Origin of the sequence: Oceanicaulis sp. HTCC2633, assembly GCF_000152745.1 — a bacterium.
GTDB lineage: Bacteria > Pseudomonadota > Alphaproteobacteria > Caulobacterales > Maricaulaceae > Oceanicaulis.
Genome location: NZ_CH672428.1, coordinates 1,515,983 through 1,537,242, shown reverse-complemented (window position 1 = coordinate 1,537,242; position 21,260 = coordinate 1,515,983). Strand labels below are relative to the sequence as shown.

Here is a 21,260-nt window from a genome sequence, read left to right as displayed (position 1 = left end):
ACAATGACCTTACACCAATTATGGATTGAGAGAAGCTGAATGCGGTCTGAACGGGTGGGCGTGCAGAGTTTGGTCGCGTTTTGTTCCGAGTGCTCTATGCTGGCGCGTGATGAGCAGCGCGATTCGCATATTGGGCATCGACCCGGGCCTGAACGCCACGGGTTGGGGGGTGATCGACCAGACCGGTTCGCGCCTGTCCCTGGTCAGTTATGGCGTCATCAAGGCGCCCTCCAAAGCGCCCATGGCCGAGCGTCTGACGGTCATCTACAACGCCATTGAAGAGCTTGTGATCGCGCATCAGCCCCATGAAGCGGCGGTGGAAGACCAGTTCGTGCACGCCAGCGCCGTCAGCGCGCTCAAGCTGGGCCAGGCCCGCGCTGCGGCTATGCTGGCGCCGGCGCGCGCGGGACTGGTTGTGGGTGAATACGCCCCCAAGCTCGTGAAAAAGGCGGTCGTGGGCACCGGCTCGGCGGAGAAGGCGCAGGTGGCGGCGATGATCGCCATCCTGCTGCCCGGATCAAAAGCGGATGCGGACGCCGCGGACGCGCTGGCTGTCGCGGTCTGTCATGCGCATCACAGGAATAGCGTGAAAGGAATGGCGTCGTGATCGGAAAGCTCAAGGGCGTCGTCGATTGTGTGGGCGAGGAAGAAGCGGTCATCGACGTCAATGGCGTCGGCTATCTGGTGAGCGCTGGGTCGCGCACGCTGGGGCGGCTCGAACCGGGAAAGCCGGTTGCGCTGCATATCGAGACCCATGTGCGCGAGGACCAGTTCAAGCTCTTTGGATTCCTGAGTGATTCCGAGCGCGCCTGGTTCGTCCGCCTGCAATCGGTTCAGGGCGTCGGCGCGAAACATGCGCTCGCCATGCTCGACGCCATTGAAGTCGGCGAGATCGAAAGCTCCGCCATTCTGGGCGATCCTCTGCCGTTTGAACGCGCCAAGGGCGTGGGCAAGAAGCTCGCCCAACGCATCGCCACCGAATTGAAGGACAAGGCCCCGCCGCTCGGGCGCTCGCTGGGCGCGGGCGTTGCGGAGCTGGCGGCGGCTCTGGCCCCGGCGGGCGCCGAGACGCCTACCGCCGCCCCGGCGCCGAAAGACAATGTCATGCGTGAATCCGCCGTCTCGGCGCTGGTCAATCTGGGCTACAGCGAGAGCGATGCGCGCAAGGCCGCCGCCGAAGCCTTGCGTCAGCTCGGTGAGGATGCGACCGAAGGGCTCGTGATCAAATCAGCCCTCAAGGAGCTGGCGCGGTGAGCGACGCCGAAGACCGCATCATTTCTGCTGAAGCCAATCCCGGCGATGGCCGGGACAAGGCCTTGCGCCCGCTCTCGTTTGACGAGTTTGTCGGCCAACCCGCCGCCATCGCCAATCTCAAGGTGTTCACCCAGGCCGCCGCGCGACGCGGCGAGGCGCTCGATCACGTCCTCCTGTCCGGCCCGCCTGGCCTTGGCAAGACCACACTCGCCCAGATCGTGGCCAAGGAATTGGGCGTGAACTTCCGCGCCACCTCGGGCCCGGTCATCGCCAAGGCGGGCGATCTCGCGGCGATCCTGACCAATCTTGAAGAACGCGACGTCCTGTTCATTGACGAGATCCACCGGCTGCTGCCAGCGGTCGAGGAGATCCTCTATCCCGCGATGGAGGATTTCTGCCTTGATCTAGTGATCGGCGAAGGGCCGAGCGCGCGCACCGTGCGCATCGACTTGCCGCCCTTCACGCTCGTGGGCGCGACGACGCGGGCGGGCCTTCTGGCGACGCCGCTGCGGGATCGCTTCGGCGTGCCGGTAAGGCTTGAGTTTTATTCCACCGAAGAGCTCTCGGGCATTGTCGCCCGCGCCGCCAACAAGCTGGGCGCGCCCATGAGCGAGGATGGCGCGACCGAGATCGCCAAGCGCGCCCGCGGCACGCCGCGCGTCGCCGGGCGCTTGCTTCGCCGGGTGCGCGACTTCGCCGAGGAAGACGGCGTGCCGGTGATCAACGCCAAGGCCGCAGATGCGGCGCTGAGACGGCTTGAGGTGGATGCGGTGGGACTCGATAGCCTCGACCGACGCTATCTTCGGGTTCTGATCGAGGGTTTTGGCGGCGGACCGGCGGGCGTCGAGACGCTGGCGGCGGCCTGCGCCGAAGCGCGCGATGCGCTTGAGGATGTGGTCGAGCCCTTCCTGATCCAGCAGGGCTTCATCATGCGCACGCCGCGCGGGCGTGTGGCCGCCAAGCGGGCCTATGAGCATCTGGGCTTCACGATGCCGCGGCATTTGTCTGACGATCTGTTCGGGGAGGGCGCGTAATGGCCGAACCCCATGCCGGCGTCTGGCTCGATGACAAGACGCACCAGCTCTCTGTCCGGGTCTATTACGAGGACACCGATTTCACAGGCGTCGTCTATTACGCCAATTATCTCAAATTCCTCGAGCGCGGCCGCACCGATGCGCTGCGCTGTGCGGGCGTGTCCCACGCCGAGATTCTGAAACTGGATCCGCCGCTGGGCTTCGCCGTGCGCAAGATCAATCTCGACTATCTCAAGCCCGCGCGAATCGATGACGCCCTGACCATCGAGACGCGTTTCGTGGCCGCCAAGGGGGCAAGGCTGGTCATCCGCCAGCGGGTCATCTGCGCCGCCGAAGTGCTGGTGACCGCTGATGTGGAAGCGGCCTGCATCGACATTGAAGGACGGCCCCGGCGCTTGCCCAAGACCATGCTCGATCAGGTGCAACGCTACGTAACCGACTAGAATTCTCCCTCAATTCGCCCCAATCGCGGTGTTTTCTCATATCGATGCGCCTGTCTGGCCGAGTTCGGCTTGGCGTGGCGCGTGCGTGCGGTTACACCTGCTGCCCGAGGGCGTTTCATAATGACGCATCCGCCGGGCGCGGATGCGTGAGGGTCTAGCGGAGTTTCCATGGAAAGCGTTGCAGTTGAGCTGACGGGTCCGGCCACTGAACTGACCATCATGCATTTGTTCATGCGCGCCGACATTGTCGTAAAGGCGGTGATGGCGATCCTGGCGTTGATGTCCATCTGGTCCTGGGCCATCGCCATCGAGAAATGGATGCAGCTGAACAAGGCCCATGCGGGCGCCTCGCGCTTCGAGAACGATTTCTGGTCCGGCGGCTCGCTTGATCAGCTGGTGACCAAATACGCCAAACCCGCCAAGGAGCCCTTCGGCCGCGTGCTCGCCGCCGCCATGCGCGACTGGGACGGCTATGCCGTCGCCAAGAGCGGCGGCGCCGAAGCCAATCGCGAGCTGAACAAGATGGAAGCCGGCCTTGGCGTTCTGTCCATCATCGGTTCGTCCGCCCCCTTCATCGGTCTGTTCGGCACGGTCTGGGGCATCATGAACGCCTTCCGCTCCATCGCCGCCTCAGAGAACACCTCCCTGGCCGTCGTGGCGCCGGGCATTTCCGAAGCCCTGTTCGCCACCGCGCTGGGCCTTCTGGCCGCCATCCCGGCCGTGATCTTCTTCAATGCCCTGTCGTCCAATCTCGCCAAGTACGCCGCCCGCCTCGAAGGCCTGGTGGATGATCTGGCGGCGCTTGCGAGCCGGGGGAACTAGTCCATGGCTGGCGGTCTCGACACCGGCGGCGGCAATGGGCGTCGCCGCTTCAAGCCCAAGGCTGAGATCAACGTCACACCCTTTGTGGACGTGATGCTGGTGCTGCTCATCGTGTTCATGGTGTCCGCGCCGCTGTTGACGGTGGGGGTGGAGGTTGATCTGCCCGACACTGAGGCGCGCGCCATGACGACATCCGAAGAGCCGCTGACCCTGACGATCCAGTCGGATGGCACGCTCTATCTGATGGAGACGGTGGTGGAGTTTGACGAACTCGCCCCGCGGCTCGCCGCCATTACCGGCGCCGGTTCCGAAGCGCGGATCTATATCCGCGCCGATGACGGCGCGCCCTATGGCGAGGTCATGCGGGTGATGACCCGGGTGTCGGCCTCTGGCTACACCAATATCGGCCTCGTCACCGACCCGATCCGCGAATAGGGGGCCGGGCCATGCGTCAGGCCCTGGGGTTCATCCTCTCCCTGTTCATCCATGCAGGGCTGATTGCGAGCGCGCTGATCGCGTTTCCGCATACGCGGCGTTTGACCGAAGAGCTGACCGTAGTGCCCGTTGAGCTGGTGACGCTGGCGCGGGAGACAAATGTTCGCGTCGCGCGCCCGGAGCCGGAACCCGAACCTGAAGAGGTGATCGAGACGCCTGCCCCGCAGCCTGCTCCGGAGCCAGAGCCTGAACCGGTGCAGCCCGAAGCCCAGCCGGAAGTCATTCCGCCTGCGCCGCAGGATGAGCCGGAGCCCGAACCCGAGCCGACGCCGCCCGAACCGGAGCCTGAGCCCGAGCCGGAACCGGAACCCGTTCCGACCCCGCGCCCGCGTGAGCCTGAACCGCGTCAGGAATCGCTGGACCTCAATGCGCTCTCCCAGCTCGTGGACCGCTCGCGGGATAATGCCGCCCCGCAAGGTCAGGCCGAGACGGGCGAACAACGCAATCGTGTTGGAGCAGGCACTGACATGACGGCGAGCCTGCAGGCCATGGCGGCGTCCCACATGAACCGCTGCATCCGCTCGAACGCGGACGCGCCGGCCAATATGGATCTGCGCGTCTCGCTGGAAATCCGCTTGGAGCGCAATGGCCGCCTGTCGGTTCCGCCGCGTCTGATCGACGAAGCGCGCATCATGAATTCGCCCAATTCCTTCCTGAGAGTGGCGGGTGAACGGGCCTTGCGCGGCGCGATCGAATGCCAACCCTATCCTCTGCCTCCCGAGCATTACGCCCAGTGGCGCGTGCTTCGGGTGAATGTCGACACTCAACGTAATCGCTGATCTGCCGTTCGAACCCCGGGAGCTTGCCCATGACCGTCCTGCGCTACCTCTTCGCACCGATCCTCGCCCTGATCGTGATGGCCGGATCGGCTTTTGCGCAAACGCCGCTCGTCGTGGACGTGACCGAGGGCACGCTCGATCCGACCCCGATCGCCATTCCGGACTTTCTGGGCGCGGACAATCGCGAAGCTGAAATCGGCGCGGACATCTCCCGGGTGATCAGCAACAACCTGCAGACTTCCGGCCTGTTCGCCCCCGTGGACCCGGACGCCTTCATCGAGGACATCACCGACATCAATCTGCGCCCGCGCTTTGGCGACTGGCGGGTGATCAACGCCTCCGCCCTGCTGGTGGGCGAAGTGACGATTGACGAGAATGACCGCATGCTCGTCGCCTTCCGCCTGTGGGACGCCAATACCGAGCAGCAATTGCAGGGCCTGCAATTCGTCACCTCGCCGGACAACTGGCGCCGCATCGCGCACAAGGTGTCGGACGCCGTCTATGAGCGTCTGACCGGAGAGAGCGGATATTTCGACACCCGCATCGTTTATGTGTCCGAAGGCGATGGTCCCAATGGCGAGCCGATCCGTCGTCTGGCGGTGATGGACCAGGACGGCGCGAACCCGTCCTTCCTGACCGACCGCTCCTATATGGCGCTGCTGCCGAACTATTCGCCGAGCGCCCAGCAGATCACCTATGTGTCCTTCCGCGACGGTCGCGCCACCAGCTATCTCTATGATCTTGAGACCGGCCGCCAGGAAGCCCTGTTTGACTCCGGCCCCTCGCTCGCCAGCGAAGGCCAGTCCCTGTCAGCCCGTTTCCATCCCAACGGGCGCGAGCTGGTGGTTTCCGCCGAGCGCCATAGCGGTCACGACCTGTTCAAGTTCGACTTGCGCTCGCGCACCCTGCGCCAGCTCACCACCCATCCCGCCGATGATGTGGAGCCCTCCTACGCGCCCGATGGCGAGCAGGTGGTGTTCTCCTCGTCCCGGGGCGGACAGTCTCAATTGTACGTGATGAACGCCGACGGGACCGACCCGCAGCGGATCACGTTCGGCGAAGGCCGCTACACCACTCCCGTCTGGAGTCCGCGTGGCGACCTGATCGCCTTCACGAAACAGCGCAGCGGCCAGTTCATGCTGGGCGTTGTGGCTGCGGACGGCTCGGGCGAGGAACGTATCCTCTACGAAGGTTATTTCGTGGATACGCCCGCCTGGTCGCCCAATGGTCGCGTGTTGTTGTTCACACGCGGCGACAGAACGCGCGAAGGGACGACGTATTCGATCTGGAGCATCGATCTGGCGGGGTTCAATCTGCGTCGATTGCCGACGCAGGGCGAAGCAAGCGACCCGGCCTGGTCGCCCTTGATCGACTGAGCTCAGCTCGGCTAATGTCATAACCGAGGTGCGCGTTTTGGGGTTTTTTGGGGGTGTGAAGCGCGCCCATTCTGATAGCATCCACACCGATTTGCCTATGTTGAGATTCATAGGCTTGGAGAGGACGACCATACTATGAAACGCCTGTCTATTCTTGCCGCTCTCGCGCTCAGCGCTTCGCTGGCCGCCTGCGCTTCCCAGCCCGAGCCGGCGCCGATGCCCGAGCCGGAGCCGACCCCGGTCTATGAACCGGCGCCGGAACCTGCAGGTCCGACCCCGGGTTCGGTGGAAGACTTCGAAGTGAATGCGGGCGACCGCGTCTTCTTCGCTCTGGACCAGCACACGCTGTCCAATGAAGCTCGCGCCACCCTGCGCCGTCAGGCCGCCTGGCTGTCGTCTTATCCGGGCGCCCGCATCCTGATCGCCGGCAACTGCGATGAGCGCGGCACCCGCGAGTACAACCTGGCTCTGGGCGCGCGCCGCGCCAATGCCGCTCGCGACTTCCTGGTCAGCCAGGGCGTGGACCCGTCGCGCATCTCGACCGTGTCCTACGGTAAGGAGCGTCCGGTCTGCAATCAGTCCACCGAGCAGTGCTGGGCGACCAACCGGAACGCCATGACCGTCATCCAGTCGGGCGCTGTCTCCTAGGAGCAGCCCTGAAAAGGATTGATCGAAACGCCCGCAAGGTTCATCCTTGCGGGCGTTTCTGCTTGAGGGGGCAGTGAAATGATCATCCGTATGCTGATGGGGCTCATCATAGCCCCGATTGCGTCTGTCGGCGCCCTGTATGGCTTGTCCATGGTGGTGGAGCCTTCGTATGGCGCGCCTGACAGCGAGACCGTCCAGACCGGAGAAGAGCCGGGCGCCGAACCGCACCAGGAGCCGATGGGGGAGCCGCCGCTGGCATTGCCCTATGAAGCGGGTGGAGCTGCGGATTTCCTGGCTCGGACATTCGAGGGGGCCCAACCCTACTGGCTCACGGGCGAGGACAGTCGCGCCGATCTTGCCGGGGTCTCTGCGCAGGTCGCCGAACCGGGTTCAGGCGGGGAGGCCTTCTGTGCGCCAAGCCATGTCCAGTTGCAGTGCACGCTGCGTCTGGCTGACGGGTCTGGCTATTCCTTCGCGCTGCAGAACATGGACGGCGCAGGCTGGATGGTTGTGGATGATGAGGTCCGGCTCATCACCGTGGACCTGCCCTACCGTGAAGGTGAGGCGGCCGCGTTTCTGGCGAACGCTCTGGCGGGGACGCAGGACCCATGGATCTATGGCGTCGACAGCCGCGCGGATCTGGCCTCCTTCTCGGCGCAGATCGCCGAGCCCGGATCAGGGGGTCAGGCGTCCTGCACGCCGGCTCATGATCATATCCGGTGCGTGCTGAGCCGTGCGGATGGGTATGGCTATGTGTTTCCGATGGAGGAAACAGCCAGTGGCGACTGGGTTGTAAGGCCTGACAATGTGCGGCTGCTCGACTATTCCTGACTTCGCCTTGATTTCGCCGTTTGCTCGACGACACTAGCGCTTATACGCCCTGAGCCGCTGAACAGGACCCGTGCGCCATGACACGTACCGTATTGATCTCTCTGTCCGCTCTCGGACTGCTGGTCGCCTTGATGGCGACGCCCGCCGAGGCGCAATCGCGTCGGGAGCTCGCCGCACGCCTGGATGCGGTGGAGGCGCGACTGGCCGAGATCGAGAGCCGGGCGTTGCAAGGCGATCCGGTGGCGGAGACCCTGATGATGCGCGTGGATGACCTTGAGCGTCAGCAGCGCGTCCAGACGGGTGAAATCGAGCGTCTGAATTTCGAGAACCGCCGTCTGCGCCAGGAACTGGAGCAGATGGGCGTGAATGTGGACCGGCTGCTGTCAGGCGGGGCGGTGTATGGTTCGGGCGACGCGGACAGGGCGGCGGGCGGCGATCCGCTCTCTCTGGGCGGCCCCTCCGATCTTCTCACCTCGGACGAGATCGATGACAGCGATCCGTTCGCCCAGGCGCGGGCCTCGACCGTGCAGCCATTGGGTGCGCCCGCTCAAAACCAGACATCCCAACGCGCCCCGTCACGCGACACCCGGTCCCAAAGCGGCGCCCAAACGCAGCTCAATGCGGATGTCAGTTCGCTCGCCGCGCCGCCCGAGCCGGTGATGGACGCGGATACGCTGTTTGAAACCGCCAATGCCCGTCTGCTGGACGGCGATTTCGGCGGCGCGCGTGAACTGCTGCGCGATTTCACCGAGACCTATCCCGATGATCAGAAGGTGGGGCAGGCCTGGTACTGGCTGGGCGAAACCCACTTCATCAACGGCGATTTCCAGGATGCGGCCGATTCCTACATCGCCTCCTTGCAGGAAGACCGTCAGGGGCCGCGCGCACCGGACGCTCTGGTCCGTCTGGGCGCCTCGCTCGCCGCGCTAGGGGAGACCAGCCGCGCCTGTCAGGTGCTGGCGACCTTCCCGTCCGAATTCCCGCGTGCGGGTGATGATGCGCGCCGCAAGGCCCAGCGTGAAGTCTCAAGGATAGGCTGCCGCTAGGGGGCGAGGTGACTGACACGCTCGCGCTCGGCTATTCCGGCGGCGGAGATTCCACCGCCCTCCTGCACGCCTTGAAGGCCTGTTTTCCGGATGTCGCGCTGCACGCCCTGATCGTGGATCATAGTCTGCGGCCCGAAAGCGCCGAAGAAGCGGCGGATAACGCCGATTACGCCCGTGATCTAGGCGCTGAGCCGCACATTCTGCGCTGGTCCTCACCCCGCAAGAACCAGGCGGCCGCGCGTCAGGCGCGTCATGCCTTGCTGGCGGGGGCGTGTGAAGGCCTGGGCGTGTCACTCCTGTGCCTTGGCCATACGCTGGACGACCGGATCGAGACCCTGCGCATGCGCGCGAACCGCAAGGGGGGATGGCGGACGCTGACCGGGATGACGGCGCTGGACGCCTCTCCGATCTGGCCGGAAGGACGCAATCTGACCGTCGCACGCCCCCTTCTGGAAATGAGGCGTGATGAGCTGCGGACCTATCTCCGGCGCATCAAGGCGCGCTGGGTGGACGACCCGTCCAATGACGATGCGCAGTTTGAACGTATCCGCTTGCGCCAGGAGGCCTACCCGCCCGGCGGGCCAGCGGAGCAGAGCCTTCTGAGCCTGTCTGATCAGAGTCTGGATGCGGAGCGCCTGTTGCGGGGAGCGGCCTGGCGCCTGACCGAGCGGGCGGTTGAAATCACGCCCTGGGGCGGCGCCGTGCTGGATCGGGACAAGTTCGCCCTGGCGGCTCGTCCGATGGCGTTGAGGGCGCTTGAAGCGGTGATGATGGCGGTGTCCGGCGAGGCGCGCCTGCCCACGCCTGAGGGCGTTGAAGCCTGTCTTGATGCGCTGGAGCAGGGCGAGGCCCATACGCAAGCGGGCGTGCTGCTGACTGCCGAGGGGCTCATGGGACGGGATCCGGGCGCTGTGCTGGGGCGCGCCGATGGCGGCGCTGAGGCGTTGCGCCTGGAGCTCGAGGCGGGCGATACGGCCCTGTTTGACGGGCGGTTTGAAATTCAGGCCCCAGAGGCGTGCCGGATTGAGGCGCTGGGTGACCGGGCGGCGCCGGACGGGACACAGCTGTCTGACATTCCGCCCAGTCTGCGGCGGTCCCTGACGGTTCTCGTTTCCCAGCAGGGCGATGATATTCTGGCTTTACTAGGGTTTAAGCCCGATGAGGCGGACTATTGGTCGCTGCTTTGCATGCCGAGACTCAGGCGCTGGCTGCTTCCGTGTGAGGCTCCGGCGTGGTTTGATGGGGATAAATCTGCGGCGCATATCCGCGCGGCACTGGCGAAACCGGCCTGACGCCCCAATATCAGGCATGACGAAATGACGACAGCCTCAGATGCGCGCCCGGTCGAAGGCGGCGCGGACAAGGACACAAACGGATGAATATGCGCAATATCCTGGTTTGGGCGATCTTGCTGGTGCTGCTGCTGGCCCTGTTCAACATGCTTCAGGGTCCCAGCCAGTCCGCGCCCTCGAACGAGATCAACTACTCCCAGTTCATGAACCAGGTCGAGAGCGGTCAGGTCAGCTCGGTCACCATCCAGGGCGACACGGTCACCGGCCAGACCACGGGCGGCGCCACCTTCCGCACCACGGTGCCCGAGGATGAGAACGTAACCCCGGCTCTGCGCGCGGCGGATGTGGACATCACTGCGCAGCCGCCGGCTGAAGGCGGCATCAGTCCGCTGGGCATCCTCATCAACTGGTTCCCGATGCTGCTGCTGATCGGCGTGTGGATCTTCTTCATGCGTCAGATGCAGGGCGGCGGTCGCGGCGCCATGGGCTTCGGCAAGTCCAAGGCGAAGCTGCTGACCGAGAAGACGGGCCGGGTCACCTTTGACGATGTGGCCGGCATCGACGAGGCCAAGGAAGAGCTTCAGGAGATCGTCGAGTTCCTGAAAGACCCCTCCAAGTTCCAGCGCCTGGGCGGCAAGATCCCCAAGGGCGCCCTGCTGGTGGGCCCTCCGGGCACGGGTAAGACCCTGACTGCGCGCGCTGTTGCGGGCGAGGCGGGCGTGCCCTTCTTCACCATTTCCGGCTCTGACTTTGTCGAGATGTTCGTCGGCGTCGGCGCATCGCGCGTGCGCGACATGTTCGAACAGGCCAAGAAAAACGCGCCCTGCATCATCTTCATCGACGAGATCGATGCGGTGGGCCGATCCCGCGGCGCGGGCCTTGGCGGCGGCAATGACGAGCGCGAACAGACCCTCAACCAGCTGCTGGTGGAGATGGACGGGTTTGAAGCCAATGAAGGCATCATCCTGATCGCCGCCACCAACCGTCCCGACGTTCTGGACCCCGCTCTGCTGCGCCCGGGCCGTTTTGACCGTCAGGTCGTCGTGCCGAACCCGGACATCACGGGCCGTGAGAAGATCCTCAAGGTGCATATGCGCGACGTGCCGCTGGCCGACGATGTGGATCCCAAGGTCATCGCGCGCGGCACGCCGGGCTTCTCCGGCGCCGATCTCGCCAACCTTGTGAACGAAGCGGCGCTTCTGGCTGCCCGTCGCAACAAGCGCATGGTGTCCATGGCCGAGTTCGAGGATTCCAAGGACAAGGTCATGATGGGCCCCGAGCGGCGCACCATGGTGATGACCGAGAAAGAGCGCACGCTGACCGCCTATCACGAATCCGGCCACGCCATCGTGGCGCTGAACGTGCCGGCGGCCGACCCGGTGCACAAGGCGACAATCATCCCGCGCGGTCGCGCGCTGGGCATGGTCATGCAGCTGCCGGAAACCGACAAGATGTCGATGACCCATCAGGAGATGACGTCCCGTCTCGCCATCATGATGGGCGGCCGTGTCGCTGAAGAGCTGAAATTCGGCAAGGAGAATGTCACCTCCGGCGCCGCCAGCGACATCAAGCAGGCGACCCGTCTGGCCCGCGCCATGGTCACCCAATGGGGCTTCTCCGAAGAGATCGGCCCGGTCGATTACGGCGAGGATCAGGGCGAGGTCTTCCTCGGCCAGCAACTGGTGCAGTCCTCCTCCATCTCGGCGGAAACCGCCGCCAAGATCGAGAAAGAGGTCAAGGCGCTGGTGGAAGGCGGCCTGAACGAGGCGCGCCGCATCCTGACCGAGAAGAAGGATGACTGGGTCAAGCTGTCCGAAGGTCTCCTGGAATACGAAACTCTCTCCGGCCAGGAAATCGTCGAGCTTCTCAAGGGCAATCCGCCCCATCGCGACACGGACGTGCCGCCCAAGACCGATGACGGAACCCCGCCGTCCGGCGCGCTTCCGGTCATCGATGATGACGAGGATGAAGCGTCAAACCCGGGCGGGCTCGAGCCCAAACCCGGCGGCGCCTGATCCGCGCTCAATGGCTACAGAAAAAGCCCCGCGTCAGTGATGACGCGGGGCTTTGAGTGTCTGCAGACAGGTCTTCAGCGTGCGATGCGCACGCCGTCCGCGTCTTCAAGCGCGGCGGTGACGCCCCAGCCGCCAAAGGTCTCCGAGACGGCGAAGGTCAGGGTGTTCTCGCCATCGCGGAGGCTCAGCGGCACGGCCACATGGCGGGTGATGGTGCCCAGATATCGGTAATCGCGGCTGCGCCAGTCATTGTTTCCAACGAACAGGCGCTCGCCATTGAGGAAGACCTGCACCCGGTCCGAATAGCCGAACCTGACCAGCGCCGTGCGGTCGCCATCCGCGATCAGCGTGGCTTCCGCCAGTACCGTGTCGCCCTGGGAATGGCGCGTGACGCTCGCGAGATTGGCGATGTCGTTATAGGCGACGGGGAGCGCGGTCCAGCGCGACCGGCTGGCGCGCAGGGTCTCAAACGGGGTGTCGCCAAGGCGATCTTCGCTGAACGGATCGGACACGCGCCAGGTCTCGGCCCGATGGGCGACCGGTTCGGCCATCGGGCGTTCCGAACGACCGATGATCTGCGGATTGGATTGCGGAGTAATCTCGACATTGCGCACATAGCCCGACGCTGCGCCACTGGGCGCCAGCTGCCAGAAGCCGACCCAACCCGAGCGCTCCTCGCGCTGCAGGTCCGGCACATGGTGGATCAGTTGGCCGTCCATGAAGATGTCGGCCTGATCCTCGGCCACCACCACGCGAACCTCCATCCAGCGGTTCAGGCCGTGATTGACCTGGCTGATGGCGTCGGGATCGGAGAAGACCTGCCAGGCGGTCACGCCGTCATGGGCGGGGGTGTACTGCACGGAATCGGGCAGGTTGTTGAGATGGTGACGGAAGTAGAACTTCTCCCAATCGCCCACCCCCTGACCGCGCCACAGCACGCCGGTATGACCGGGCGAACCACTGATCGCCATCTCGAAGCGGATCTCGCCGGTGGCAAGCTGCGAGCCATCGATCCAGATCACGCCATCGCGGAAATGCAGGGCGTCGCGGCCCAGAAATTCGGTGGTCTCGGCAAGCTCCACAGCATCGACCCGCCAATTCATCCCTTCAAACTCAAGGGTTTGCTGGGCAAAGGCAGGCGCACTCATTACCGCACACAGGGCGGCGGTCATCATCAGTCTCATGGTCTCAAGCTCCGGCAAGGGGACAGATGGCCTGAGACTGGTCTTGGACGGGGGCTGCGGTCTTGAATATTTCGGACTCTACGGACCGTTCCGCATGCAGCGCGGCAGGTGAGAGTCCGGACAGCGCCTTGATGGCGCGGCCGAGATGCGCCTGATCGCTATAGCCTGCCGCATAGGCGATGCCCGCCCAGTCCGGCGAGTCATGACGGTCGGCGAGCTCGACGGCGCTCAGGGCGCGGATCTGGCTGGCGAGCGCCTTCGGGCCGATGCCGAGGCGTCCGGTCATGACGCGGTGGAGATGGCGCTCGCTGACCCCGGCGCGCCGGGCGAGGGCCGAGGCGCGGATCTGCCCGCGGGTTCTGCGGACCAGAGCGGCCGCCCGGATGGCCAACACATCCTGTGACCGTCCAGCGGGCTCCGGACACAGGGTCAGGGCCGGGAAGTCGGTCTGGGGGAGGATGGCGTCGGTCAGCTCGTCAGGACGGACGCCGAGACAGCACAACGCCTCTTCCGGCGCGAGGAAGACGCCTTCCAGCACCGTGCCGGCCGCGGGCGTGTAAAGACGGGGCGTCAGGATGGGGCCGAAGACCCAATGCCGTTCATCCAGCAGGTCGCCATTCGGAGCGAAATGGCGTTCGGTGACCAGGCTGAGACGGGTTTCCGGCAGCACCCGATGGGGAAGGGGGCGGATCCCGAACCCGGCCTCATGTCGCCACAGGCGCCGCGATCGCCCTGAGCCAGAGCGCGCTTCGCTATAGGGGCCAAGCCGGGAGATCCAGTGCACCGTCATGGCAAAGCCGATAGCGGCCCTGCCATGACAGTACAAAACGCATCTGCGTGATCGGCTAGTTGCCGGCGCCGGCGGACGGCGCACCCGCCATGCGGGTCTGGACAGCAGAGAGGTTCGACGCCAGGACCGTATTGTCCGGCGCGAGCGCCAGTGCGGTCTGGCACGCTTCGGTCGCCTGAGCCGTCTGGCCCAGCTGGTAAAGCGCGATGCAGGCATTGGCGTGTGCGGCGGCGCGGACGCTGGTGCGCGAGCCACCTTCAAGGGCTGCACGGGTGAAGTGCAATGCGGTGTCCCATTCGCCCTGGTTCAGGGCGCGGACGGACCCGCGGATATCGGAATCGGCCACGCGGACCGGAGTGAATTCCTGGACCGGAGCGCCGGTCAGTTGCAGCGCGAGCACTGCGGTGGCAAACACGGACATATCAGCCTCCAATAAAGCCTTTTCAGCGATTGGGAGTCCCGGTTTCGCGGTTTGAAAAGGCGACTCATCACGAGGTTGGAGCCGCTGGGGTCGACCAGGGAAGACCGAAACGGCTCCGGGTTGTATTGCGAATATGCCGCGCTGCAGCATATGTTCAATTGACTGAATCCGCATATTTGATATTCACACTTGAATGGATAACTGGTCAGACTATCACTTGGCGCTCGCCGTCTTCGAAGCGGGCAGCCACGCCGCCGCCGGCCGGGTCATGGGGCTGAGCCAGCCCACGGTCAGCCGCCGCATGCGCGCGCTGGAAACCCATCTGGGCGGCGCGCTGTTCGAACGTCGCGGGGACATCCTCACTCCCACTGGTCTGGGGCGGTCGGTCATTGATCACGCCCGCAACATGCAGGACGAAGCCGCCGCCATCGAGCGCGCTGCGCGATCCGGACATGAGCGGATCGAGGGCCGGGTCACCGTCGCCGCCAGTGACGGCATCGGCGCAGACTGGCTGCCGGGCGCCCTGACGCCCCTGCTGGAAGCGCATCCGGACCTGTCGGTCGAGCTCAAGATCGGGTTCGAGCCGGCCAATCTGGCGGGTGGGGAAGCCGATATCGCCGTGCGCTGGGGCCAGCCCGGCCCGCAACACTCCCTGCTGGCGCGTCGCGCCGCGGAAGTGGGTAGCGGCATGTATGCCTCCGAGTGCTATCTGAAAAAGCATGGCGCGCCGCAAACCCTCGAGGATGTGGCGGATCACGTGGCGGTCGGCTGGGCCACGCCGATTGCCTTCCAGTGGCCGCGCACGCCCATCGGCGATGAATTGCGCCCGCGCCGGGATGTGATGGTCGCCGCGCATCCCAGCGCGCATCTGGAAGGCCTGCGCAACGGGCTGGGTCTGGGGGTGACCTCTCACCGACTGGCGCGCGCCCGTCCAGGGCTGGTGCGGATCCTGCCTGATTTCGAGGTCATGTTGGATCTCTGGCTGGTGGCTCATGGCGCGGTGCGCCGGTCGCGCGCCCAGGCCACGGTGCTGGACCATATCGCTGAAGCCCTGCGCGCCGACCGGGACCATTTCCGCAATGGCGAGCCCTCCCGTTTCGGCCAGGAAGACAGCCGGCCATGCTAGCCTTTCCGCTCCGCCCCCATGCGGACGGTCGCCCGCAGCTGATGGGCATCGTCAATGTGACGCCGGACAGCTTTTCCGATGGCGGGCGGCATGCCAGCACGCAGGCCGCGCGCGATCACGCCTTACGTCTGCTGGATGAGGGTGCGGATTGTCTCGACATTGGCGGAGAGAGCACGCGGCCCGGCGCGGAACCGGTCTCTGAAGCGGAAGAACTTGATCGGGTCATTCCCGTGATTGAGGCCATTCGGGCCGAACGCCTCGACGCAGCGATCTCCATCGACACCATGAAGCCGGGCGTCGCCCGCGCCGCCGTGCATGCTGGCGCGGGCCTTTGGAATGACGTCAATGCGCTGCGCGCTGAAGGCGCGCCGGAAACCGCCATGGAGCTGGGCGTGCCGGTCTGTCTGATGCACATGCAGGGCGAACCGCGCACCATGCAGGCTGATCCGCACTATGATGATGTGGTCAATGATGTGGCCCGCTATCTGGGCCAGCGAGCCGGCGTGTTGTTGTCGACCGGGTTTGACAGCAGCCTGATCGTGCTCGATCCGGGCATCGGCTTCGGCAAGACGCTCGAGCACAATCTCAAACTCATCGCCTCGCTCGAGCATTTCGTCTCGCTGGGCCTGCCGGTGCTGTTCGGCGCGTCGCGCAAACGCTTCATCAACGCGATTGACGAGACGGCGACGGACGCCCTGGATCGGCTGGGCGGGTCCCTGACTGTTGCCTTGCAGGCGGCCCGGGCAGGCTGCGCCATCGTGCGCGTGCATGATGTGCGCGAGACGGCGCAGGCGCTCAAGGTTCAGGCGGAGATTGCTCGCTACGCTGACTGACGTCCGTCCAGAGCGGCCCGCAAAGCGGCGTCAGACTGGATCTGTTCACTCGTCCGCCACTCCGCCTCCGGCTGCAGACCCGCCGCAACCAGCAGGGTGGCGCAGGCGACTTGCCCGCCCCGCGCGCCGGGTGGCGGATCGAGCCGCCCCTGTACGGCCCATCCGAGCGGCGTGCCGTGATACTGGGTGTCGCGCAGGAAAATGTAGACGCCGTGATCAATCAGGCGTTTGACGAGGTCGGGCAGGCCCATGATGGCGGCCCAGTGCAGGGCCGTGGCGCCGAAGACGCCGCGCGGGTCCGGATTGGCGCCCTTGTCCAGTAGCCGGTGCGCAATGGCGGGACAGGACAGGCTGATGGCGCTGATCAACAGCGTATCGCCATTGCCCGGGTGCACAGCATCAAGATCGGCGCCCGCCGAAATCAGGGCGTTCGCGAACGCCAGACCCTGGCCTTCACTCAGTCGGCCGTCAAACACGCGATCACAGATCGCATGGATCGGATGCGGGGCGTGATCGCCCTCGATCACAGGCGCATTGGTCAGATGCGGCTGCTGGGCCAGCAACCGGCTGAGCCCGTTCGGGTCCTGCGTGTCGAGGCAATCGATAAGTCTGGACATAAAACAAGCCTGCCGCAGGGCGGCAGGCTTGTCCTGTCCGTCTCATGACCTCTTGGTCAGATTAGCCGGTCTTGCGCTTGATGCGCTTCAGCGGACGGTCGCGGCCTTCGGACTTCTTGAAACCGGACGGCTTGCCGCCTTCGGCTTTCTTGAAGCCGGGCTTGCCGCCATCGCGCTTCTTGAAGCCCTCGCGCTTGCCCGCATGGGGCTTGTCGCCAAAGGAGCGCTCACCCTCGCGTTTCTTGAACGCGGGCTTGTCGCCATAAGAGCGCTCGCCGTCCCGCTTCTTGAAGTCGCCGGACTTGCCGCCCTTGGGCGCCCAGTCGCGCTTGGGACGGGTGTCTCCGCGGGCATCATCAAGCGAGCCCGAGAAGAAGTCGGCATCATCATGCGAGCGCTTGGCGGCGCGTTCGGCCTTGCCCGGGCGCGGCGTGCGCTTGGGCTTGCCGCGATCGCGGTCGCCGCGCGGACCACTGCCAAAGCCCGGCCCGGCGGTCTCGAACGGCTCATCGCCCGCGATTGTGACCCGCACATTCTTGTCGGTCTCGCGCGGCTGGTTCATCGCCTCGGTGAAGCCGTCGATCTTGTCTTCGGCGATTTGGAAGCGGGTGGCCGTCTCGCCAATGCGGATCGCGCCGATATCATTGCCGACAATCCCGCCCACACGGCAGATCAGCGGCACCAGCCAGCGCGGCTCGGCGCGTTGCTTGCGGCCCAGATCAATCTCGAACCATTGACCGGCGTCAAAATCCTCGCGGCCCCGACGCGGACCCCGGTCGGCGCGCTCTTCGCGCTGACGCTCGGGCGGCGTGCCTGACAGCTCTTCGGGCGCCGGCATGCGGCGTTCCAGCTCGGACAGGAAGGCGGCGGTCAGCTTCTCGGCGCCGAAGCGTTCGATCAGCTCGCGGACTTCCTCAAGCCGGTCCTCATCCACCTCCTGGGAGAGGGCGGGGTGATCGCCCAGACGCTCGCGGTCTTTCTCGCGCACCAGATCGGCGTCGGGGGCATCCACCCACTCCGCCTGCACCTTGGCTTCGCGCAGCAGGCGGATGACCCGGCCCTTGCGGGAGCTGGCGACGACAAAGACGCTGGTGCCCTTCGCGCCGGCTCGGCCGGTCCGGCCAGAGCGGTGCAGCAGGCTTTCGGCATTGGTCGGCGGCTCGGCATGGACCACCAGATCAAGACCCGGCAGGTCGATGCCGCGCGCGGCGACGTCGGTGGCGACGCACACAGTCGCCCGGCCATCGCGCAGCGCCTGCAGCGCCTTGGTGCGTTCGGCCTGGGTCAGCTCGCCCGACAAAGCCACGGCGTGGAAGCCGCGATTATGGAGCTTGGCGGCCAGACGGTTCACCGCATCGCGGGTGGCGCAGAACACCAGCGCGCGCGGGGCGGCGTGATAGCGCAGCACGTTGATGACGGCGTTCTCGCGGTCATGACCGGCCACGGTGTGCGCCAGATAGGTGATGTCGGCGTGCTGGTTCGTCGCGCTCAGGGTCGAGATGCGCAGGGCGTCGCGCTGATAGGTCTCGGCGATGCGCGCGATCTCTTTGGACACGGTGGCCGAGAACAAGAGCGTGCGGCGCTCTTCCGGGGCGGAGCCCAGGATGAACTCAAGATCCTCGCGGAAACCGAAATCGAGCATTTCGTCCGCTTCATCGAGCGCAATGGCGCGAATGTTGGACAGATCGAGCGCCTTGCGTTCGATATGGTCGCGCAGACGGCCCGGCGTGCCCACGACGATATGCGCGCCGCGTTCGAGCGCCCGGCGCTCGGTGCGCGGATCAAGGCCGCCCACGGCGCTGGCGAGTTTCGCGCCCGCTTCGGCATAGAGCCAGTCAAGCTCGCGCTGGACCTGAAGGGCCAGTTCGCGGGTCGGGGCGATGATCAGGGCGAGCGGCGCGCCGGCCTGGGGCAGGCGGTCTTCGCCCGCCAGCAGGGTGCCGGCCATGGCCATGCCGAACGCCACGGTCTTGCCCGAACCGGTCTGGGCGGAGACCAGCAGGTCCCGGCCATCGGCCTCATCGGTCAGCACGGCGTTCTGGACGTCAGTCAGGGTCTCATAGCCCTTCGCCTCCAGCGCCGTGACCAGCGCGGAGGGGATGGTGTTGGGGAAACTCATATGTACCTCGCAAAGGACGTCGCCTCACAATCCCTTGCTTGAGGCAGTCCCGAAAACCTTGTCGCGCGGAGATCCCCGGCGCGACTGAGCGGCGGCTGATAGCAGGCCTCGCACCGAAAAGATACGAAAAACCTGCATCAGCCCCGAAATGGCCTTGATTGAACCGCTCAGCCTTCCGCCAGCGCGGCGAGGCGCGCATAGACGCCTTCGCCCTGGCTCGCCAGTTCATCATGCGTGCCCTGTTCCACGACCCGACCCTTGTCGAAGACCAGGATGCGGTCCGCGTCGCGGATGGTGGACAGGCGGTGGGCGATGACGATGGCGGTCTTGCCGCGCGTCACATCCTCCATCGCCAGCTGGACATCGCGTTCGGTCTCGTTGTCGAGCGCGCTGGTCGCCTCGTCAAAGATCAGGATCGGGGCGTCCGCCAGCACGGCCCGCGCAATGGCGATCCGCTGGCGTTCGCCGCCCGACAGCTTCACCCCGCGCTCGCCCACCAGCGTGTCATAGCCCTTGGGCAAGCTCATGATGAAGTCATGGGCGCGGGCGCGGCGGGCCGCATCCTCGATCTCCTCAAGGGTCGCCTCAGGCCGGGCATAGGCGATGTTCTCCGCAATCGAGCGGTGAAACAGCGCCGGGTCCTGAGGCACGAGCGCGATGGAGCGCCGCAGGCTCGACTGGGTGACTGTGCGCACATCCTGTCCGTCTATGACGATGGCGCCGTCTTCGACGTCATAGAGACGCTGGACGAGCTTGACGAAGGTGGACTTGCCCGACCCGGTGGGACCGACCAGCGCCACTTTCTCACCCTGGGGAATGGTCAGGCTGAAGCCGTCATAGAGCGGCGTATCCTGACCGGCATAGGTGAAGCGCACATCCCTGAAGACGATCTCGCCCTCGACCGGGGTGAAGTCGGGCGCGCCGGGCAGATCCGCGATCTGGGCGTCGGTTATTGCGAAGGTGGCCAGGTCCTGGATCTCGTCGAGACCGCGCTGGACGTTCTGCACTTCCTCGCCGAAACGCCGCATATAGCCCGCCATCATCAGGAAGGCGGTGATGCCGAACACCACATCGCCCGCCGTCGCGCCGCCTTGCGTCCACAGCTGCAGCAACAGGCCCGCCAGCCCCGCCTGCAGCAGGATCACGGCGGTCATCTGGATCAGCCAGGCATTGGTGAACCGGTACCAGGTCTTTTTCGCCTGCGCCCGCCAGCCCCAGGCCAGCGCGTGGAAGCGGCTGTCCTCGCGCGCTTCCGCGCCAAAGCTTTTCACCGTGGCGACGCCGGAGATGACGTCCGCGATCGCGCCGCCCAGCTCTGAGTCCCGGGCGTTCGAGATCACGTTCTGGGGCCGGATGTAATAGGTCGACACCAGCACGGTCAGCACGATGAAGGTGAAGGTCACTGCGAGCGCGTAGATCCCCACCACCGGCCAGTGGATGAGCATGTAGACGCCGAGCGCGACCATCACGCCGATGGACGGGATCATGGAGAACCACAACGTGGCGGTGATCGTGTCATAGGCCCACATGCCGCGCGTGATCTTGCGCACGACGGCGCCGGCGAAGGCGTTGGCATGCCAGTCCGCGCTGAAGCGTTGCACCTTGGCGAAGGCTTCAGAGGTCATGTCCGCCATGTTGGCGCTCGAGAACGGAATCTCGCAGCGGACCATAATCTGCCGCGCGGCGTTCACCAGAATGGCGAGGCCCACGAACACGGCGAGCGCGGTCCAGTGACTCTGGCCGGTCGGGTCGGCGTTCGCCCCGCTGATCGTGTCGATCAGTCGACCCGCGGCCACGGGAATGAAAACGTCCGCCAAAGTGGCGAGCGCGGAAAAGCTCACCACCAGGCTGAACAGCCAGGGGCGCCGGCGCCATTGGCGGGCGACAAAACTCAGTACGGCGAAATTGGAGAGGACCCGCTCGCTTTGAGCGTCCTGGTCCTCGAAGTCTTCGAAATCGGTCATCTCGGTCCTGCATGCGTGCACTCATCCCTGGCCGGTAACCGGCGGCGGGCGAGGCGCGACCTTTGTTAGCTGCGGAAGAGGCGAGGGATTTAGCGATTGGGCCAAACGCGATTCGCGCTCAGGTCCGCGGTTGCTGCGACGCTCACCGCCCGGGTTTCACCAGGCCGCCGC

Annotated in this window: 21 protein-coding genes; 15 read left to right on the top strand and 6 right to left on the bottom strand. The window is 65.5% G+C overall.

Annotated elements, in window-relative coordinates:
* The first annotated feature begins 109 nt into the window (after positions 1 to 109).
* The 13 genes from ruvC (at position 110) to ftsH (ending at position 12,035) form a co-directional block, all read left to right on the top strand.
* Entirely contained in the window at positions 110 to 607 is a 498-nt protein-coding gene (ruvC, locus tag OA2633_RS07320) for a crossover junction endodeoxyribonuclease RuvC (protein WP_009801875.1), read from the top strand.
* The gene (gene ruvA / locus OA2633_RS07315; protein ID WP_009801874.1) at positions 604 to 1,254 is read left to right on the top strand and encodes a Holliday junction branch migration protein RuvA; all 651 of its coding nucleotides are present in this window, start codon (positions 604 to 606) and stop codon (positions 1,252 to 1,254) included. Before ruvC ends, ruvA begins: the two co-directional genes overlap by 4 nt.
* Positions 1,251 to 2,288, top strand: a complete 1,038-nt coding sequence (gene ruvB / locus OA2633_RS07310) for a Holliday junction branch migration DNA helicase RuvB (protein ID WP_009801873.1) — start codon at positions 1,251 to 1,253, stop codon at positions 2,286 to 2,288. Before ruvA ends, ruvB begins: the two co-directional genes overlap by 4 nt.
* Positions 2,288 to 2,731 (top strand): tol-pal system-associated acyl-CoA thioesterase, encoded by a 444-nt coding sequence (gene ybgC / locus OA2633_RS07305; protein ID WP_009801872.1) that lies wholly within the window; start codon positions 2,288 to 2,290, stop codon positions 2,729 to 2,731. Before ruvB ends, ybgC begins: the two co-directional genes overlap by 1 nt.
* Positions 2,732 to 2,899: 168 nt before the next feature.
* The gene (locus OA2633_RS07300) at positions 2,900 to 3,553 is read left to right on the top strand and encodes a MotA/TolQ/ExbB proton channel family protein (protein ID WP_009801871.1); all 654 of its coding nucleotides are present in this window, start codon (positions 2,900 to 2,902) and stop codon (positions 3,551 to 3,553) included.
* Positions 3,554 to 3,556: 3 nt separating this feature from the next.
* Positions 3,557 to 3,988, top strand: a complete 432-nt coding sequence (locus OA2633_RS07295; RefSeq protein WP_009801870.1) for an ExbD/TolR family protein — start codon at positions 3,557 to 3,559, stop codon at positions 3,986 to 3,988.
* Positions 3,989 to 3,999: 11 nt separating this feature from the next.
* On the top strand, positions 4,000 to 4,827 hold the full coding sequence (locus OA2633_RS16280; RefSeq protein WP_009801869.1) for a hypothetical protein: 828 nt from the start codon (positions 4,000 to 4,002) through the stop codon (positions 4,825 to 4,827).
* A 29-nt stretch (positions 4,828 to 4,856) separates the two neighbouring features.
* On the top strand, positions 4,857 to 6,203 hold the full coding sequence (tolB, locus tag OA2633_RS07285) for a Tol-Pal system beta propeller repeat protein TolB (RefSeq protein ID WP_009801868.1): 1,347 nt from the start codon (positions 4,857 to 4,859) through the stop codon (positions 6,201 to 6,203).
* 135 nt (positions 6,204 to 6,338) lie between these two features.
* Positions 6,339 to 6,851, top strand: a complete 513-nt coding sequence (gene pal / locus OA2633_RS07280; RefSeq protein ID WP_009801867.1) for a peptidoglycan-associated lipoprotein Pal — start codon at positions 6,339 to 6,341, stop codon at positions 6,849 to 6,851.
* A gap of 78 nt (positions 6,852 to 6,929) precedes the next feature.
* The gene (locus tag OA2633_RS07275) at positions 6,930 to 7,682 is read left to right on the top strand and encodes a hypothetical protein (protein ID WP_009801866.1); all 753 of its coding nucleotides are present in this window, start codon (positions 6,930 to 6,932) and stop codon (positions 7,680 to 7,682) included.
* A 77-nt stretch (positions 7,683 to 7,759) separates the two neighbouring features.
* On the top strand, positions 7,760 to 8,728 hold the full coding sequence (gene ybgF, locus OA2633_RS07270) for a tol-pal system protein YbgF (protein ID WP_083783229.1): 969 nt from the start codon (positions 7,760 to 7,762) through the stop codon (positions 8,726 to 8,728).
* Positions 8,729 to 8,736: 8 nt separating this feature from the next.
* Positions 8,737 to 10,020 carry a tRNA lysidine(34) synthetase TilS gene (tilS, locus tag OA2633_RS15305; RefSeq protein ID WP_009801864.1) on the top strand — a complete coding sequence of 428 codons (1,284 nt, stop codon included), beginning with the start codon at positions 8,737 to 8,739 and terminating at the stop codon, positions 10,018 to 10,020.
* Between the two features lie 83 nt (positions 10,021 to 10,103).
* On the top strand, positions 10,104 to 12,035 hold the full coding sequence (ftsH, locus tag OA2633_RS07260) for an ATP-dependent zinc metalloprotease FtsH (RefSeq protein WP_009801863.1): 1,932 nt from the start codon (positions 10,104 to 10,106) through the stop codon (positions 12,033 to 12,035).
* Positions 12,036 to 12,109: 74 nt separating this feature from the next.
* On the opposite strand, the gene OA2633_RS07255 is transcribed toward ftsH, so the two are convergent.
* From OA2633_RS07255 to OA2633_RS16250, 3 genes are read right to left on the bottom strand one after another with little or no spacing between them, the layout of a single operon-like run.
* Entirely contained in the window at positions 12,110 to 13,219 is a 1,110-nt protein-coding gene (locus OA2633_RS07255) for a hypothetical protein (protein WP_156776168.1), read from the bottom strand.
* Positions 13,220 to 13,223: 4 nt separating this feature from the next.
* Positions 13,224 to 14,009, bottom strand: coding sequence for a helix-turn-helix domain-containing protein (locus tag OA2633_RS15300; protein WP_162010984.1), 786 nt, complete (start codon positions 14,007 to 14,009; stop codon positions 13,224 to 13,226).
* A 55-nt stretch (positions 14,010 to 14,064) separates the two neighbouring features.
* Positions 14,065 to 14,430, bottom strand: coding sequence for a tetratricopeptide repeat protein (locus OA2633_RS16250; RefSeq protein WP_040612519.1), 366 nt, complete (start codon positions 14,428 to 14,430; stop codon positions 14,065 to 14,067).
* 193 nt (positions 14,431 to 14,623) lie between these two features.
* Here OA2633_RS16250 and OA2633_RS07240 point away from each other — a divergent pair, with 193 nt between their 5' ends.
* Both OA2633_RS07240 and folP read left to right on the top strand, forming a co-directional pair.
* A complete protein-coding gene (locus OA2633_RS07240) occupies positions 14,624 to 15,556 on the top strand; it encodes a LysR family transcriptional regulator (RefSeq protein WP_009801859.1) in 933 nt (310 codons plus the stop codon).
* Entirely contained in the window at positions 15,550 to 16,389 is an 840-nt protein-coding gene (folP, locus tag OA2633_RS07235; protein ID WP_009801858.1) for a dihydropteroate synthase, read from the top strand. Before OA2633_RS07240 ends, folP begins: the two co-directional genes overlap by 7 nt.
* Here the strand turns inward: folP and OA2633_RS07230 are convergent.
* The 3 genes from OA2633_RS07230 to OA2633_RS07220 form a co-directional block, all read right to left on the bottom strand.
* The gene (locus OA2633_RS07230; protein WP_040612518.1) at positions 16,377 to 17,006 is read right to left on the bottom strand and encodes an ankyrin repeat domain-containing protein; all 630 of its coding nucleotides are present in this window, start codon (positions 17,004 to 17,006) and stop codon (positions 16,377 to 16,379) included. The two genes, folP and OA2633_RS07230, sit on opposite strands and share 13 nt — an antisense overlap.
* Positions 17,007 to 17,067: 61 nt before the next feature.
* The gene (locus OA2633_RS07225) at positions 17,068 to 19,125 is read right to left on the bottom strand and encodes a DEAD/DEAH box helicase (RefSeq protein WP_009801856.1); all 2,058 of its coding nucleotides are present in this window, start codon (positions 19,123 to 19,125) and stop codon (positions 17,068 to 17,070) included.
* Positions 19,126 to 19,292: 167 nt separating this feature from the next.
* Positions 19,293 to 21,089: an ABC transporter ATP-binding protein gene (locus OA2633_RS07220; protein WP_009801855.1), complete on the bottom strand. Its 1,797-nt coding sequence runs from the start codon at positions 21,087 to 21,089 to the stop codon at positions 19,293 to 19,295.
* Between the last annotated feature and the right edge of the window lie 171 nt (positions 21,090 to 21,260).